This is a genomic window from Streptomyces sp. NPDC102402 (genome assembly GCF_044765765.1).
In the GTDB taxonomy this organism is placed as follows: Bacteria; Actinomycetota; Actinomycetes; order Streptomycetales; family Streptomycetaceae; genus Streptomyces.
In genome coordinates this window covers 1-16,279 of record NZ_JBIWKR010000034.1, presented here as the reverse complement: position 1 = coordinate 16,279, position 16,279 = coordinate 1, and the positions used below count along the sequence as shown (strand labels likewise).

Annotated in this window: 13 protein-coding genes and 1 pseudogene; 9 read left to right on the top strand and 5 right to left on the bottom strand. The window is 67.2% G+C overall.

All coding sequences use genetic code 11. The features are described from left to right. Positions 1 to 1,309: 1,309 nt before the first annotated feature. The 3 genes and pseudogenes from ACIRJR_RS36795 to ACIRJR_RS36785 form a co-directional block, all read right to left on the bottom strand. Positions 1,310 to 2,431 (bottom strand): hypothetical protein, encoded by a 1,122-nt coding sequence (locus ACIRJR_RS36795; protein WP_403789097.1) that lies wholly within the window; start codon positions 2,429 to 2,431, stop codon positions 1,310 to 1,312. Positions 2,432 to 2,996: 565 nt separating this feature from the next. Continuing rightward, positions 2,997 to 3,765, bottom strand: a pseudogene (locus ACIRJR_RS36790) (transposase). A gap of 48 nt (positions 3,766 to 3,813) precedes the next feature. Further along, positions 3,814 to 4,005, bottom strand: coding sequence for a hypothetical protein (locus ACIRJR_RS36785; RefSeq protein ID WP_403789095.1), 192 nt, complete (start codon positions 4,003 to 4,005; stop codon positions 3,814 to 3,816). A gap of 1,291 nt (positions 4,006 to 5,296) precedes the next feature. On the opposite strand from ACIRJR_RS36785, the gene ACIRJR_RS36780 reads away from it, so the two are divergent. The 6 genes from ACIRJR_RS36780 to ACIRJR_RS36755 all read left to right on the top strand — a co-directional run bounded on the left by ACIRJR_RS36780 (position 5,297) and on the right by ACIRJR_RS36755 (position 10,012). Beyond that, the gene (locus ACIRJR_RS36780) at positions 5,297 to 6,352 is read left to right on the top strand and encodes a hypothetical protein (RefSeq protein WP_403789093.1); all 1,056 of its coding nucleotides are present in this window, start codon (positions 5,297 to 5,299) and stop codon (positions 6,350 to 6,352) included. A gap of 372 nt (positions 6,353 to 6,724) precedes the next feature. Next, positions 6,725 to 7,126, top strand: a complete 402-nt coding sequence (locus ACIRJR_RS36775) for a VOC family protein (RefSeq protein ID WP_403789091.1) — start codon at positions 6,725 to 6,727, stop codon at positions 7,124 to 7,126. Positions 7,127 to 7,632: 506 nt separating this feature from the next. Then, positions 7,633 to 8,016 carry a DUF3592 domain-containing protein gene (locus ACIRJR_RS36770; protein WP_403789089.1) on the top strand — a complete coding sequence of 128 codons (384 nt, stop codon included), beginning with the start codon at positions 7,633 to 7,635 and terminating at the stop codon, positions 8,014 to 8,016. A gap of 164 nt (positions 8,017 to 8,180) precedes the next feature. Further along, positions 8,181 to 8,771 carry a transposase family protein gene (locus tag ACIRJR_RS36765; protein WP_403789087.1) on the top strand — a complete coding sequence of 197 codons (591 nt, stop codon included), beginning with the start codon at positions 8,181 to 8,183 and terminating at the stop codon, positions 8,769 to 8,771. An 8-nt stretch (positions 8,772 to 8,779) separates the two neighbouring features. Further along, positions 8,780 to 9,301: a hypothetical protein gene (locus ACIRJR_RS36760; RefSeq protein ID WP_403789085.1), complete on the top strand. Its 522-nt coding sequence runs from the start codon at positions 8,780 to 8,782 to the stop codon at positions 9,299 to 9,301. Positions 9,302 to 9,406: 105 nt separating this feature from the next. Further along, the gene (locus ACIRJR_RS36755) at positions 9,407 to 10,012 is read left to right on the top strand and encodes an ankyrin repeat domain-containing protein (protein ID WP_403789083.1); all 606 of its coding nucleotides are present in this window, start codon (positions 9,407 to 9,409) and stop codon (positions 10,010 to 10,012) included. Positions 10,013 to 10,358: 346 nt separating this feature from the next. On the opposite strand, the gene ACIRJR_RS36750 is transcribed toward ACIRJR_RS36755, so the two are convergent. Then, the gene (locus ACIRJR_RS36750) at positions 10,359 to 10,517 is read right to left on the bottom strand and encodes a hypothetical protein (protein ID WP_403789081.1); all 159 of its coding nucleotides are present in this window, start codon (positions 10,515 to 10,517) and stop codon (positions 10,359 to 10,361) included. Between the two features lie 576 nt (positions 10,518 to 11,093). Here ACIRJR_RS36750 and ACIRJR_RS36745 point away from each other — a divergent pair. Further along, the gene (locus tag ACIRJR_RS36745; RefSeq protein ID WP_329021675.1) at positions 11,094 to 11,408 is read left to right on the top strand and encodes a hypothetical protein; all 315 of its coding nucleotides are present in this window, start codon (positions 11,094 to 11,096) and stop codon (positions 11,406 to 11,408) included. Positions 11,409 to 11,499: 91 nt separating this feature from the next. Here the strand turns inward: ACIRJR_RS36745 and ACIRJR_RS36740 are convergent, their stop codons facing one another. Then, positions 11,500 to 13,104, bottom strand: a complete 1,605-nt coding sequence (locus ACIRJR_RS36740; protein WP_403789099.1) for an ISL3 family transposase — start codon at positions 13,102 to 13,104, stop codon at positions 11,500 to 11,502. 362 nt (positions 13,105 to 13,466) lie between these two features. On the opposite strand from ACIRJR_RS36740, the gene ACIRJR_RS36735 reads away from it, so the two are divergent. Beyond that, entirely contained in the window at positions 13,467 to 14,771 is a 1,305-nt protein-coding gene (locus ACIRJR_RS36735; RefSeq protein ID WP_403789079.1) for a DUF4241 domain-containing protein, read from the top strand. A 305-nt stretch (positions 14,772 to 15,076) separates the two neighbouring features. After that, positions 15,077 to 15,529 carry a hypothetical protein gene (locus ACIRJR_RS36730; RefSeq protein ID WP_403789077.1) on the top strand — a complete coding sequence of 151 codons (453 nt, stop codon included), beginning with the start codon at positions 15,077 to 15,079 and terminating at the stop codon, positions 15,527 to 15,529. Positions 15,530 to 16,279: the final 750 nt, after the last annotated feature.

Genomic DNA, 16,279 nt, shown 5'->3' with positions numbered 1-16,279 from the left:
GTCTCCTCCGGAGACACGACGCGACGGCCCTACGGGCCGTCAGGGTGCGGGGAGCTTCGCTCCCCTGGTGGGTCTTCGGCCCTGAGGCTTCGTCACCTTCGGTGTCGAAGCGACCCGAAGGGGCGGCCTTCGGCCTTCCTTCTTGGGTCTGAACTGCGGGCGCTGCGCGCCTTTTTGGGGGCCTTCGGCCCTTGGTGGTCCATCACCTTCGGTGATGGGTCGGGCCTCCGGCCCGATGATTCGGCCTTCGGCCGAATAGCTGGTCAGGTTTGGGGGTGGCCTGGGCGGGTTGGGATCCTGCGGGTCCACGTCCCGTCTCATGGACTAGACCAGTTTGGGTCTTGGATCCGGCCGGCTCGAGCCGAGCGCAACCCGGCTCCCTGACAGAGAATCCCACCAGGATTTTATCCATCATTCCTGAAAGCCCATCAAAAAAATACGCTCCGACCCGTCACCCGGGCATTCACGTCCACAAATAACTAAATGACACCGAGCCGATTCCAGTCTGCCATTTCTGGCGAGAAAACCGGAAGCGAAATCCGCAGCCGGCATGTGGTGGGTCAACGGCCGTGAGCTGTCCGACCGCAGCGGAACCTACGCCTCGCTTCGGGGCCGCGTAGGTCGAAGGGCGAGACAGGCGGGAAGGCCAGGTCGCCAGGCCCCTCACGGACGGGCCCCCAGGACGCGGTCCAGGACAATGCCGTCAAAGTCGTCACACCCACCAGCCAGGAACGCATCAACGCTCACCTGGCAAAGCCTGGCCCGCAAAGCGACCACGCTCCTGCACAGCCGGGCCAGGCCTCAGCTGTGCGGGCAACATCCAGCACCCGGCCCCAGCCCTCCTCGAAAGAAGGCACCCCCATAACCCCAGCCCACCGGTCCGCACACAGCTCCCGGAACAGCTGAACAGCTGCGGACGGTACCGGCCGACGAGGCGGACACACCCTCGAACTACGCCCTCATCAAATCCCCCAGACAGCCATCCTCCTCCCACCACGGACGCCACAGTCACCCCTGAGAAGCAGTCAGGCATGCCCGCCAACACGTCGCCGCCCGTCCCGATCACAGCTCTCCAATGCAGATTCAGCCAATAATGATGCGGCAAAAAAAGAAAGCATCCAACTCCGCTCGCGAACACTGAGAACCCCATGCGGATTTCGCATTTCGCACTCGCGACCCTCGGTCAGGAACCGATGGCTCCGCCCACGAGAACAAACAACCAACACTCACCACTTCGCGAGACACCAAATCCTGCAACTGTTTGACCCCGGCAGCACCAGAAAGTACCCAGCAACCCATCGGCAGTCGGCTAGAAGAGGCCAGCGCGCATGTGGTGTGTGAGGTTCTTGAAGATCTCACTCAGCCACGGGCTACGCACGTACGGCAGCCGGACCAGGGTCCGCTGGAACACTTCCGGATCCGCCCGGAACAGGTGCCGGGGGCGTAGCGCGGGTGGATCGAAGTCGTCATGGGTCGTGCCGGCGGGTAGGGCACCCGACGCGGGGAGGGGTAGGTCGGGTCGTGGGAAGGCCAGCCACAGCCACACTCCGAACGGCAGGGGCACCAGGTACGGCGGCAGGTCGGCTGGGGCCCAGGTCTTCCCCGTCTGAGGGTGGGACGGCACGAGCAGGATGGAGGCGTCTGAGCTGGGAGCCGGCAGTGCCGGCCCTGCCAGGGCGGCGCACCGCGCCTGCGGGCCCGCAGGCAGCAGGGCGTCGAGCGCTCGTTGGAACACCTGCCCGACCAGGCCGCCCGGGACGATCACTGGTTGGCCCTCCGAGGCCGCCAGCAGGTGGGCGAGCGCTTGGCCCGCTGCGGCCTCCCACTGCGGGCTCCACGACCAGGTGTAGTTCGACCAGTGGCCTGCCGCCATCCGCGACCCCCATGCGGCGATCGGCTCAAACGGGGGCGTGGCCTTCCCTTCTGCCATCAGTTCCGCCCAGGAAAGCGGTGCGGCGTCAGGGCCATCGATGGGAAGGCGGCGTACGGCGTTCGGGGCGAGCCATATCGCCTGCCAGAGCGAGCAGTCGTCGATCCGGCTCGCCACGGGCAGGGCACACTCCGCGCAGGCTACGTTGGGGCCGTCGGCCCCGTCGAGGCCGCAGCAGTAGCCGTCTCCGCGTTTTTCCGGAATCAGCACTGTGCCGTGGGCGTCGCCTGGCGCGATGACAATCGCGCCAGGCGTGCCGTCGGGGAGGGCGTACACCGGCGCGTGAACACCGCGGGCGGCCGCCTCGTCTGGTCGGATCTCCTCCCATCTCCGCCGCGGTGGCCCCCAGGGCTCCGGATCCACGGCGAACGTGCCGGACTCCATGAGTACGGGGAGCTGCACCCCGTTCCCGTACTTCTGATGTGCATGGGCCGGCAGCGCAACCTGGGACAACGGGGTGGTCAGTCTGGCACCACAGCCAGCACACATGAAAACGAACAAACGTCCTCCGTAAGGGAAACAGAGGCATCGTCGCAGCTCAGCGACAGACCGGCCAACGTGTTTTCCTCCGTTGGGCGAGGCTGTGAAACGCCATGGTGTGTGACGTCAGCGTTCGAATCCTCGGTGTGCGAGGCGCCTCCCGAAGTGGTGGGTATCTGCTGCTCGTTCTCGGGCTCGGGCTCAGCTTTCGTGGTCCGCTAGCGTGAGCGGCGATCAGGGATCGACCCGTCAGAGAGTGAGAGTGTCCGATGATGCCGCCGTCCTGCGACATATGCCGTGTTCCGCCCCGGCATTCAAGCTTCGAGTCCAAGGACTTCACCCTCGTGAGCTTCCGGCCCACAGAGACGTATCCGGATGGCTGGGCTGGTCACCCTGCTCACTGCGTGTGGTTCTGCCCCTCCCATCTCCCCCTGTCGGAGGGCCTCACGCATCTGCCGGCCCTGGAAGCCATGGCGCGCATCCAGGCGAACCTGCGCGAGACGAAGGGCCAGGGAGACTAAGCGCTGTCCCGTAAATGATCTTCGATTCGTCTCGGGTAGGGGTGGTCGCTGCGTGGTCGGCTTGGTTATCCGGCGAGGGCGAGGTTGTGCAGGCGGGCGATGCCGAGCATGGCGTGGTGGACTCCCTCGCCTTTGAGGCGGCAGTCGCGGAGGATCTTCCAGGTCTTCATCCGGGCGAAGACGTGCTCGACGCGGGCGCGGACCTGCTTGTGGGACTTGTTGTGCGCCTGCTTCCACTCTGGTAGTTCTTCACCTTTGCGCCGGCGGTGTGGGATGACGAGTCCGGTGCCGGGGTAGCCACCGTCGGCGATGGTGCGGGTATTGCCGACGGCGGCCTTGGCGCCGGACTCCTCCCATGCCTTGCAGTCGTTGCGGTTTCCGGCAAGCGGTCCGCCCACCGCGACGACCATGCGGGTGTCGGCGTCGATGACGACCTGATGGTTGGTGGAGTACCTGTAGTTCTTCGACTGCGCGGCGATGACGTGGTCCCGGGTCGGGACCAGAGTGCCCGTCCACGATCAGTACGGTGTCCTTGGGGAACCGCTGCCGCGGTTTGAAAGCAAGGAGCGGCCCGAGGTGGTCGATGATCCGGTCCGCCGCCGACTTGGACACCCCGAACAGCCGCGCGAGCTGCCGCAACGTTAGGTTCGTGAGCCAGTACGCCGCGACCAGCAGTGCCCGGTCCTCCAGCGGCAGACTCCACGGCCGGCCCTTGCGGTCCGCATCCGCACCCTCGCGCCGCAATACAGTTACCAGCTTGCCGAAGGCCCGCGGGCTCAGCCCGGTGAACGAGGCTATCCAGGACGGTTCCGACGCCGTGATCACACGAGGCATCGCAGGATCATCGCACCTACGGGCGGCAGCCTTGGAGGCCACCTGGCCTCAGAACTCAAACCAGAGGTCGATGTTCGGGTGGACCCGTTCGCGCAGGCAGTTTGAGTGTGAATAGGCCTGCTGCCCCACGGTATCGCCTCGCACCAGGTCAACCGCACCGAGCCTGAGCTTGGTTGCTGCCCCGTCCTGGTCGAGATCGATGACCTGATAGCAGAAGCAGCAGATGGGGTTCGGGTTCAACGATGCCCTCTCAAGTTGCTGAGACAACAGCTCCGGCCGCGCTGTCCTGCAGACCCTACGTCGAACAGGACACCGATAACGGGACAGCCCTTAGGGGTGGCCCAGGAGTGCGCCCGAACGAAGACTCAGGAGGTCACTCCGAGTGGCCACCTCACAGAAGTTGAGCCAGAGCCCGTTCTCGTGGACAGAGCCGGTCAGGCGTATTCGCCATTCCAGTCGTCCTCCCGGTCGTGGAAGGCCTCTCCCATGCGTCTGCAGCCAATAGTGGTGCGGCAGGAAGGAGAAATTTAGCTTCGCTCGCGGACCTTGAGATCTCTATGCGGATTTCGCATTCCGTATTCGTTGTCCTCGGTTCAGGAGTGGTGCTGTCCCTCCCAGTTCACGGAAGCTGCGGTCAAGGTGATCTTGTACCGGTCCTGCAGACTTTCGCCCTGCTCCATCAGTTCAGACTCCGCTGGGAACGCCGCACTGAACTTCACGACGCCTTCGTCTCCCTGGCCTGCGGTCTCAGGGTCGGCTACCTGGCCGCTTGCGGGACGGTCACCGGCTGCGTCCTTGTCGCCTGGTGGGCGGGGGCTGGTTGCGGTGAGCGGGCACGACGGGGCGGCCGGGGCGCCCTGACGAGGTGCGGCTGTCGTGGTCGAGGAGCGAGAGCGGGCGCGGGCTGCGGTCGGGAAGACGCGAGGGCCGATCACGGAGGTGCCGTCGGCGGGCGGGGTAGTCAGGGCGGCGAGCGTCGCAGCGACCAGGCGGCCGCTGACCTCGGAGACGGGCCCCTGCCTCCAGACAAGACTGTCGGTCAGGGCATTCAACCAGGCACGCAAGCCCGCATCGCCATCCGGACGCGGGCAGTGCCGGCCATACAGCAAGCGAACAGGAGCCAAGCCCGGGTGTTGACGAGGAGGCCGGCCTCCCGGTCCGATCCGATCTCCTCCTTCACCAGAGACACCAGTCGGGCGTTCTCCGAGAGGCGGACACCGAGCTGGCCCATCGCCGTCTCCCGGTCATCCAGGTGCAGGACCTCCCGGAGCGGCAAGCCCTCAGTCAGCGAACCCCACAAGGCCCTGGAATCCGTGTCGGCCCGGGTCCACGAACCACCCCCGCCCCCACCGCCGCCGCCGCCGCCGGGGCAGGCGCGGGGGTGGTGGTGCCGGTGACCTGCGCAGGGCTTTGGGACAGCAGCTGTCGTGACAGGTGGAGTTGCCCGAGTAATGCCGAGATGATCTGGTATCGGACCGACCGCGAGGAAGACCCGTTTGCTGTCGGTGTTCCCTGCTGGATGGATCCTGGGATGACCGACCACCCTGACGCCTTCCTCCGCCTATGGGGTCGCCAGCTCTACGAGCGTCAGAGCGAGCCACTCGCCTGGGCGGAGGCTGTCCTGGAGGCCACCGGTCGCCCGCCGACCGCTGTCAGCGCGGCGCTGTCCGGCCGACTCGACGCCCTCGCTGATTCCCCATCGGGCCGCGCATGGCTGCTGTTCCGTACGGTCGCCAAGCTGGCCGCGAACCTGCGGGGTGACGGCCGCTACGACGCGGACGTCGGCACCCGAATCGGCCCACTGGCTCTGAGGTTGGGCGAGCTCGAACCACCGCTCGCCGGCCCACTCGGAGACGCACTCGGCCACCCGCCGGACGGACCGACATCCCTCGTCACCGTCCACGCTGCCGAGTTGAGCAGGAACCGCACGATCCGGCTGCGGGCGATCGACGCCCTGCCGGAGTGGGCCGAGCTCGGCCATCCGCAGGCCCGGGCAGCCCTGTCCGAGGTCGCCTCCGACCACCGGACGCAGGATGTCGCCGTCTGGACCAAGGCACTCAACCGGATCGCCCTGTTCGGCGACGCGAGCGTCGAACAGGGCCTACTGCGCGCACTCGCCGACACCGGGCACCGCGGGGTGCGGTGGTCCGCGCTCGCCTGTGCCGAACTCGGCGCGATCCGATGGTCCGCGAGGGCGCCTGCGAGGCGCTCGGCCTCCTTGAGGAACACGCAGCAGGGCCGCCCTGGCGCTCGGCCAAATCGGCGGCGACCGGGCACTCGCTGTGCTCTGGCAGGCCACGATGAAACGCCGGAACCCGAAGGCCAGTCATCTCGCCTCGGTGATCGCTGCCTTCGGCCCGCCGGTGGTGGACGACCTGATCGCCCTCACCACCGAACCGACCCGGACCTCCGAGCACTGGCCTGCCGCGTTCTCGGCTCCACCGCCGACGACCGGGCCCTGTCAGCGCTGGAACGCCTCGCCGCCCACGACCTCGCCAGAACCACCCTCGGCGGCCTCGTGGCAACCGCCGGCCAGCAGGGACTGCGGACCGCACACCGCATTCGCGCGCGCACCACATCGATCTGAGCTCGACGCTCGTCTCGACTGACGTTCGCTCTGAACCCCGTCGGTCGACCTGACCGTACAGCGGCTGGGCGTGAGGCGGCGGGAAATGGTCTGGCGTTTGATATGGGGGATTGGCTGGCCGTCGACACGGCAACATAGCGGTCAATGCCAAACGCTGGCCGCAACACGCCTTCGACACCGGGAACGTCGGTCCACTCGTACAGCCACTCGTCCGCGGCGGATGGGTCCGTGGTCGAGGGGCAGAGCGGCCGTGGCGGGCCGAGCCGGTGGTCGGCGAACAGCACTTCCAGTCTGCCGCGCCTCTCCGGCTACTGACTCTCACCCACCTGGCACCCGGACCCCGCCGCCCGGAATCGACAGAGGAGCATCACCTTGCAGATCACCGCCTCCACCGTCTCGCTCACCGTCGACGACGTCGCCACCTCCCAGGTGTTCTTCACCACCCACCTCGGCTACACCGAGCAGGCCGCTGCCGACGGCTTCGCCTCGCTGGCCCGGCCGGACGCGGCCGCAGACATCGTCCTGCTCGCCCGCGGCATCGAGATGCTGCCGCCCGAGCAGCGCGACCAGCGCGCCTGTGGCCTGATCCTCGCGTTCACCCTCACCGCAGGGATCGAGGACGAGGAGAAGCGGCTGCGTGCCGAGGGCGTGGACATCACCATGCCGCTGCGCGAGGAACCCTGGGGCGAACGGCTCTTCCAGGTGACCGATCCCAACGGCGTGACCGTCCAGTTCGTCGAATGGGTCACCCCGTCCAGCTCTGAGAACGCCTGACACCCCTCCGCCCCGCCTCGTCACATCGCCTCCGCACCGGCCCTGTGCTCTGGCTGCGCGGCCGCGGCTGGGCCCTGGCAACCGGCCTCAACGCGTACACCGAGTTGCGCGTGGTCACGGGCGCTGCACCAACGGGACCCGGGGATGGTCTCCGAACCAACGAGGTCGAAGCCGAAGTCATCGAGCAGCTTCTCCCCCACCGGCGTATCAAAGAACCCAACACGGCATGGTGCGCAGGGCCTTCGAGAAGTCCTGAGGTAGGCGGTTCACCTGCTGAGCGCTGAAGGTGTCGGTTTGTCGGCTTCTGTCGGCAGCGACCTGGAGGCAGTGCAGGCATGATCACCAGCGGTCATGCCTGCACTGCCTCCGGGGCCTGCCCGGCAATGAGCTGACAAACCATCACTTCCATTACGGAGCAACAGGTGAACGGCCCGCTTCGAGACTCCTCAAAGACCCTGGTGCTTGGGTACCGTTCGTGGCTGCGCTGAACTCCAGAAAGGTCGGCAGTGGATTCGGACCTCGTGCACCTCATATTGGCAACACTCGGCCTTATCGCCCTCGTTTGGGTATTTCGGAAACGCCAACTGGTGCGGGCGCGCGGCGTGGAGGTGGACGCGCGCTGCTACGACCGTGAATGGCGAGGACAGGGCGGCCCCACGTTCCTCCTCAGCTTCCGGACGGAGGACGGACGCAAGATGACATGCTCAGCCACTGAGGGCGAGGTGCCTCCGGGCACTCGGGCCGGCGATACGGTGGTGGTTCGCTATGACCCGGCGGATCCTGGCCGTGTGGAGACCGTCATCGCCTCCCGGAGACCGCTGTGGAAGCGAGGCGACCTGATCGGGCTGGTGGTGTTCGAGGTCGCTCTCATCGTGGTCGCCCTGAGGTAAGGAAGCAGGGTCTTAAGGTCTTGAGACGGGCGGTTCACCTATTGCCTGTCAATGGATGTGACGACTTGTCGGCTCGCGGTCGGGCAGGACCTTGGGGGGCAGTGCAGGTATGACCGCTGGTGATCATGTGGGGGGTCGAATCCGAATGAGTGCCGAGCGAGTCCATGCCTGCCCGTCCCTCCTCCCCTATGCCGTCCCGACTGGAACAGCTGGTCGACGTTTCTGCCCCCGTCGCGCCGGAAACGATCGCTGACCTGCGGACATACCTGGTCGAGGTGCCTAATCCACGGGCCCGTCGCGGCGTCCGCCACCCGTGGACGGCCCTACTGGCCGCAGCGGCGTCCGCCGTTCTGTCCGGTGCCGCCTCGATCACGGCGATCGGGGAGTGGGTCGCCGATGCGCCGCAGAGGGCCCTGGCCCTGCTCGGGTTCCGCCCCGACCCGCTAACCGGCCTGATCCGCCCGCCGCACTCCACGACCATCCGTCTCGTCCTGGCCGCCGCGGACGGCGAGGCCCTGGACCAGGCCATCGGACGCTTCCTCCAGGAACGTCAGGCCCCATGTCCGGCTGGCGGGCCATCGCCGTCGACGGCAAGACACTCCGCGACTCCCGCACCAAGGACCGGCCGGCCGGCGGCCACCACGCTGATCGCCGCGATGACCCACGGCGGTCAAGTCCTCGCTCAGAGACAGATAGATGGCAAGAGTAACGAGAGATCCCGGCCTTCACCCCACCTCTGGACAGCATCGGCCTGACCGGCACGGTGATCACCCCGGACGCCCTGCACACCCAGCACACCCAGCACACTCACGCTTCCTACCTGCACCAACGCGGAGCCCACTACCTGGCCGTCGCCAAGAAGAACCACCTCGGCCTGCACGGCAAGGTCCGCCGGCTGAAAACCGCCGCGTTCGCGCACCTCGACTACCCCCACGCCTGCCAAGCCCTCCAAGTCGTCCGCAGGCGACGGGACCTGGCCACCGGCAGGCTGACAATCAAGCGGATCTACCTGGTCACCAGCCTGCCGCCCGCCGGGGCCACCGGAGCCGAGCTCGCCGCCTGGAACCGTGAACACTGGCACATCGAGAACCACTCCACCACGTCCGGGACCGCGCCTTCCACGAAGACGCCTCGAAGATCCGGACCCGGCACCTGCCCCGCGTCATGGCCGGCCTGCGCAACCTCGCCATCAGCGTCCACCACCAGGACGGCCACACCAACATCGCCGCCGCACTCCGCCGCACCGGACGGGACCACCAGCGGCCCCTCACCGCCCTCGGGCTGATCTGACGAACCCGGACACAAGGGCACTTCTCAAGGACCCTGGGTGTCCGTTGCCATCGAACCTGGACCGTTTGTCAGCAGTTGGCCGGCCGGGCATGATCGAGGTATGGACATGGCAGATGGGTTAGCACAAGCTGCAGGGGACGGAGACGCGGCTGCGGTGGCACAGTGGCTGGACGCCGGTGCCGAGGTGGATGCCCTGAGCATGACTCGGCGTACCGCACTGGATCTCGCGGTGCATGCGGGGCACATCGCGACTGTTCGTGTGCTCCTCGCTGCTGGAGCGGATCCGCAGCAGCGAGCAGGTGAGTACGGCGAATCAACGCCGCTTTGTCTGGCGGCGATGTACGGGCACACGGCAGTAGTGGAGATCCTTCTCGGCGCCGGTGCCCCCACCGGCGCCCAGGGCAGGATGAACTATGTGCCGCTGGTACTGGCAGCGACGGCCACGGAACATGGGCACCCGCAGACCGTGGATCTGCTCCTGCGTCATGGAGTGGACATCAACGGGCTGATGAAGGATAAGACGCCCCTTGAGTGGGCGGCCGCCTTCGGGAAGGTGCAAATGGTGCACCAACTGCTCGCACGAGGTGCGACACCTACAGTAAAGGCTTTGAGCGAGGCCCACGCAGGCGCCAAGCGGTCCCCCGCGGCCGCGCAGGAGTACGCGCTCATTGTCGACGCCTTGCACGCCGCAGGTATTGAGGACTGACCTTCCGGCAGTCCAACTTGGCTGACAGACGGTCTAGGTTCGATGTCAATGGACACGAGGGGCAGGGAGTAGAGGGTGGAGGCTTCCGGGCATCGCGCCGCAGCAGTGGAGGACCTTGTCCCGGTCGCGGCACCAGGCGGTGCAGAACTTGCGGGGCCGGTGGGTGGCCTGGGGTAGTGGCTGGGTGCGTACCGGGCAGCAGCCGGGCCCGGCGACGGGCGCCAGGCGCTCCAGTAGTTGCCGGACGCGTTCGGTCTCTTCGTCCGTGGCGAAGTACCGGGCGTCTGCCAGGCCTCGGCATCCGGCGAGGAGTTTCCCGCCCTGCGGGGCGCCTGCCGCCGCGACCTCACCGAACTACGCGGCTGTTCGGGAGGAAGTCGTCGACGGGCCAGGAGGTGAGGGCCCCGGAGCGGGACCGGTAGAGGCCGACCGTGTCGATCCGGTACTGGTCGGTGGCATCGAGCAGCAGGTAGCCGGTCAGTTGCCACGCTGTGCGTTGCGACATCTCGAACAGTGGGCGTCGGGCGCTTTTGAAGTCGAGGAACAGGCCGTCGACGACGAGGTCGGCGCCGACGGTGATCTGGGCGCCGGCGAACGTCGGCCCACGGTGCAGCCCTCTGGCTTGGTGCGGGTACGCAGAGCCCGCAGGGGCTGTGGGCGGTGGCGTGGAGCTGGTTGGTGATGTCGGCGACCAGGTCGCGGTGTGGGATTTTCCAGCAGCCGTGTGAGCGTGAATGCGCCGGGGTCGTCGAGGGTGGCTCTGTACACGAGAACGGGGTTCTGGCACAGATCTTGGGGAGCCGTCGCGGAGCGTCACTGAAGCAGGACTGTTTTGCGGGAGTAGTTCGAATCCGGCTGGCCCGTAGAGCTGTCTCTCGATCTCCTTGATGCGGTTCCTGGCACCTGCCGTGGATCCGGCGGGACGAGTTCAGTCCGCACGGCTCGTACACCGATCAGAGGACCAGTTTCCCCGATCAGATACCCTGCGGCCATGGGGGGCATAGGGCAGGATGCGCTAGGGAGCAACGACACGTCGAGGTCTGAGGGCTTGTCGTGGTGGAGGCAACTGGCGCCGGTATGGGTGAACTTCATCATCGGGTTGCCCGCCATGGTGCCCTTGCACTCGGCCTGGTTACTGCTGACTGAGTACCGCTCTTGCGCGTTCAACAGCACAGGATTCCGGAGTAACTGTGGCAGTGTCGACGTCATCGAAGGGGCCGGGTGGGCCAGGGCCGGCGTCGCTATTCTCGGCGGGCTTGGTTTGTTGGTAGTCGTAGCCGTTGACGTGCTCTTCCCTGCGGCCTACGGGCGTCGGATCCGACCGTGGCTGCTTGGAATGCTCGTCATCCCGGTCCCCTATCTGATCGCCATCGCAGGACTTGCCCTGGTCGGTTGAGCTACCGCCCGGCAACTTCGTTCATCGACCGGGCTCCGTGCGGTGCGGAAGCTCGATCTTGGTGCAGGTCTTGGGTATGGGTTGCGGAGCGTCACTGGAGCAGGACAATCTTGCGCAACAGTGCGAATCCGGCTCGGCCGTAGAGTTGTCTTTTGATCTTCTTGATGCGGTTTACGGCGCCCTCGACACTGCCGGAGCTCCACTCAAGGGTGAGTCCGGCTGTCACGGCGTCGAGGTCTCGGAGCAAGTGGAGTGCGAAGCCGGTGAGGCCGGGCAACTGGCTGGCATCAACGGCCTCGATCCAGACGGGGAGCGTGGCGCCGAGGCGGTTGCTGAGTATCTCGCCGAAGTTGCGTATGTGGCCGGCGGCCGTGTCCAGTTCGGGACAGCGGGCCAAGACCTCCTTCAGATTGGCGCGGTCTTCCTCGTCCAGGGCCGTGGGGTGACAGGTGAGCCAGCCGGATACCTGCCGCACCGTCGGCGGTCGGGGCGGTGGGCTGGCCGGAGCCGTGCGCAAGGTGGCGATGTGGGCGCGAACCATCTGGTAGGTGACGGGCGCCTTGTCGGCGAGGAGTTCACGGTGGAGGTGGGTGACGCTGGTGCATCCTGCGGCAAATCGTCGTTCCAGGTAGGGCTTGTAGGGGTCCAGCCTGCTGGGCCGGGGAGGGTTGTCGCGGATGGTGTCCTGCCAGCGTGGGGCGGTCGCGTACCTGAGCACGGTGTTGAGGCCCCAGCCCAGGTGCCGGGCGATCGCCCGGCGTGAATGGCCTTGGGCCAGCAGCTCGTGGACCAGTGCGTGTGCTGCCTTCTTCCGCTCGGCCCGCCGGCCGACGGGCTCCAAGTCGTCCTGCGGCCCACTGGGAGGAGGGTGGGTGGCCTCCGGCGGCGTGCCGCTGGGCGACGGGTTGCGCAGGCAGTCCCGGTGGGCGGCGACGCAGGTCTCCACGGCCCGGCCGAGGCCCTGCCACAGATGGAACCGGTCAGCGACCTGCAACGCGTCAGGGGCACCGCGCCGGGAACCCTCGGCGTAGGCGCCCGCCCGGTCCCGGCAGATGATCTCGACGCCGGGGTGGCGGATCAGCCAAGCGGCCAGCGGCCCGGCTTCACGCGTCGGGAGCACATCGACCACACGATGGTCTTCGACGCTGGTCAAGACGGTGGAGTAGGTCTGGCCGCGGCGGATCGCGAAGTCGTCCACGCCCAGCACACGTGGAGTAGCGAACCGTGTATCGGGCAATGCCATGACCCTGCGTAGTAAGGTCATCCGTCCCGCGCCGAAGCCCAGCTGGGCGGCCAGCCGGGCGCCGGCCCGCCCGGCTAGTGCGAGCCCCACTCGCTCCAGGGCGTGGTTGAGTCGAGTGGTGAATCGTGCGTACGGAGCGGCCAGCCGGAAGAACGGTTCGGCGAACGTCCGGCGCGGGCAGTCCGCCGACCCGCAGATGAAGCGCCGGACCGTCAGCCGGATCGCGAAGCCCTGATCAGCGAGTGGAAGGTCCTTCAGTCTGCGTTGGTATCGGTCGTGGACTCGGTCCGAGAAGCGGCCGCAGTCCGGACAAGCAGAGCCGGCCGCGCGGCCTCTCGCCACCACCTCGACCGTGCCGAACGCGGCCGTAACCGCCTCGACATCCACATCGTCGATCCCGTCGAACACCAGCGAGTCCCAGAACGGTGCATCGGTCTGCATGACCAGCACCATCACCGACTACAACCGACCGAGGAATCGCTCAACAAGCACCTGAGGGAGCGTCATCTTCTGCTGGCTAGCGACAAGGCGTACGCCGTCTCACACGAGCCAACCCTTCGCAATCGAACGCCGAGGTGACGCTCCGCGACGGCTCCCCAAGATCTGTGCCAGAACCGAGTTCGGGAGCCGCTGAGTGCCTGCGGCTCAACGGATCACGCTGGCAAGCCACTCGCTGAGCGAGCCATCGGCCGGATCACCGGCATAACCGTCTCGGCACCGGAGCCGGCCCGCCGTCCGCCCAGTAGGGCCGTTGTCACTGGCAGCGGTTACCTTGCAGCACAGAACCCAGGCAGGGCGCAGGAAGAGGAGCGGCAATGGTCATCGAGGTGGGGTACGCGCAGGCGTGGGAACTGGAGGCTTGTGCGCCCTGGCGGCCGATGTCCGCCGAGGAGGCCCGAAAGCGGGATGCCGCCGGGCTTCCGTACGTGGCGGTGTATCGGGAGCCGGGTCGGAAGGCCCCGCTGGAAGTCCGGCTGGTCTCCTGGCGGGACCACTACGTCGGGCTGTGGGTCTACGACGCCCAAGGCCGCCGGACCTGCGATCTGGACATGCGGCTGCTGGACGACCCGTCGCGGCTGCTGCGCCGGTACTCCGTCGGCTGGTACTACACAGGCCCAGAGATGGCGGAGTTCGACAAGGCGTGCCCGCGCATCACCGTGGACCTCCTCCCGGACGGGAGGGGCCGACGGACCGAGGAGCGGCAGGGGCAGAGCGGGGGCTCCTACGCCACCTCGCCCGGACTCCGGGACGACGAGCGCTGGATGGACCGCCCCGCCTTCGGGGAGTGGCCACTGCTCTCGGCCCAGGTGCACGGGCTCGTCGAGCCGCCGGCCTTCGAGACGGCTGAGGTGGCCGAGGCCCCCGAGCCAGACGACGGAGGCGCCCCCGCTACCTGCTGGCGTCCGCCGCGCCCCGCGCAGCCCGGGCCGATCAACGAGCTGTTCCGGCCCGGGGTGCGCGTGACCGACGGGTACCACCCCGAGATGACCGTCGTGGAGCCGCGCCGGGTGGGCACCCTGCGCGTACCCAGCGGGCTGCTGGCCGTCTCCGGCCCGGACATCGACCACGGCGACGGACCGCGCATTGCCGTCCCTGTCCCGCCCAGAGAGTACGTACTCGACGAGGCGCGGGTCCGCTTCAGCTACCAGTGCGAGTGGCGGGACGCCGAGGTCACGACCACACAACCCACAGCCGTCCGCCTACTCGTCAGCGAGACGCCCGCAGCGACCTGGGAGATGGCCCTCGGTCCGGACGACGATCCCCGGCTGTTCATCGAGCAGCAGATAGCCGGCTTCGATACCGACGGTGCCACCGGCTGCTTCGCCGACGCCGGGTCATGGGATCCGCTCATCGCACTCTTCGAGCGAGGGCTGATGCAGGGGGAGTCGGACCTGGAAGGGTACGAGGACATCGACGACGGTTCCATGTTCATGCAGCGCACCTGGGACGAGGCTTCCGGTGGCGAGCTCATGTCCTTCGCGACGACTGGGGACGGCACCTACCCGGTGTGGGTCGGCCGTTCCGAGGCCGGTGAGGTAACCGGCGTCGTGGTTCTGGTGGCGGGGATGCCCGAGCTGCTCCCGGAGCGGGACGGATCCCCCACCGATGCGGCTGTGTAGACAGGGCCCTGCCTGCGGGCGTAGCCGCAAGCCGGGTGACGATCTCGGCAGCACGGTTCCCAACGCTCGGCGCCTGGAGTCCGGGGTACATGTACCCATCAGGACAGCGGCGGGGTGCCTCCCGAAGCCGTGGACATCGACTTGGCCGCCTTCGGGGTGCCTGCCGCGCTCATCGACAAACGACTCCCGTTCTAGCCGTGCAGTCCAGAGCCGGGTTTCAGCCGCAGGTGACTGGTCGAGATAGATGTCGCCTGGCCTCAATGTCCGTCATCCGCGTCAGCTCGGCGGGCTGCCATCATGCTCAGATGGCCCACGACATAGTGTTCTTCCTCGCCGCCGATGACGAGACCGCTGCTGCGACGCGCCTGCCGGGACCTGGTGAGGCCTTTGAGTCTGTGACCTGCCGTTTCATTGAGCCGGACAGTGCCATCGCCGAATGGGACATGTACTTCGAGGAGCCTTCGGCCGAGGCCCCACCGGTTGAGCAGTTCCTTGGGTGGGCGTGGCCGGAGTGGGTCACTGCCCCCTTGAACGACGGCGTTGAGGTGTTCGCTCTTCCGCAGCGTTTGACCCGGGCGCTGGCCAACGCGAGCTCCGCCGAGCTGGAAGAGCTTGCAGGCCGCTGGACCACGCGCCTCCGATCCGAGGACGGAGACGATATGACCGACGATGACCTGCTGGCAGTCCTGCAAGGCGTTGCCCACCTCGCGGCGTCTGCGGTGGATACGGGTGGCGGCCTCTACAGCTGGAGTTTCTGACCGTCCCTCCGCGAGGGGCGCTCGTTCTTGACGCCGCTGCACGCCAGGAGCTCGGTGGTGGTGCCGTCGACGACGATGCGCCGCGACCCCTTCTTGACCAGGCCATGTCCACGTCCCTCCCGATTGGAACTGGCCTGGCCACCAGAGCGCCTCGGGGCTGTCAGCCGGGATGACCCTGGCCCTTGCCAAGATCTTGTCGTCGAGGGCACGCACAAGGGCGCGCAACTCACGCGCGCTCTTCTTGGGCAGTGCATGAAGCACGGCTTCGAGCTGCCCACGGAAGCGGGAGCCGGAGCACTCGCACTCATGGAGGCCGCAATGAGGACCCACGCGTGAATCTACAAGTTGCCGGAGGGGGCGTGGGCAAGGACCTTCCAGTGCCATAACGCTTCTTCTGTAGCTTCGGGCCAGAAGCGGGTCCGCTCCAGCCGGCGCAGGTCGGCCGTGCAGGACCCTGAAAGGTGATCAATCAATGGGTAGCGTCGCAGCCTCGGGAGACGGGTGGGGAGATCGCCCCGCAGGGCTGACGGGCGCCTACGCGGCATTGCCCCTTCGGCTGTCAGTCATGCGGGCAAGCTACAGAACCAGGCATCGGGTGGCTACCGCACACTTCCGTGGCTGAAGCGTTGGGCTTGGGAATCACCGGTGATCTAGTTGTTCTATCCACGGAGGTTGGTGACGGATCCCACGGCTTGGGGATCTTGAACGAGTGAGGGCCTCCCGGGTTCGGTGTGGATTGCGACATCTACA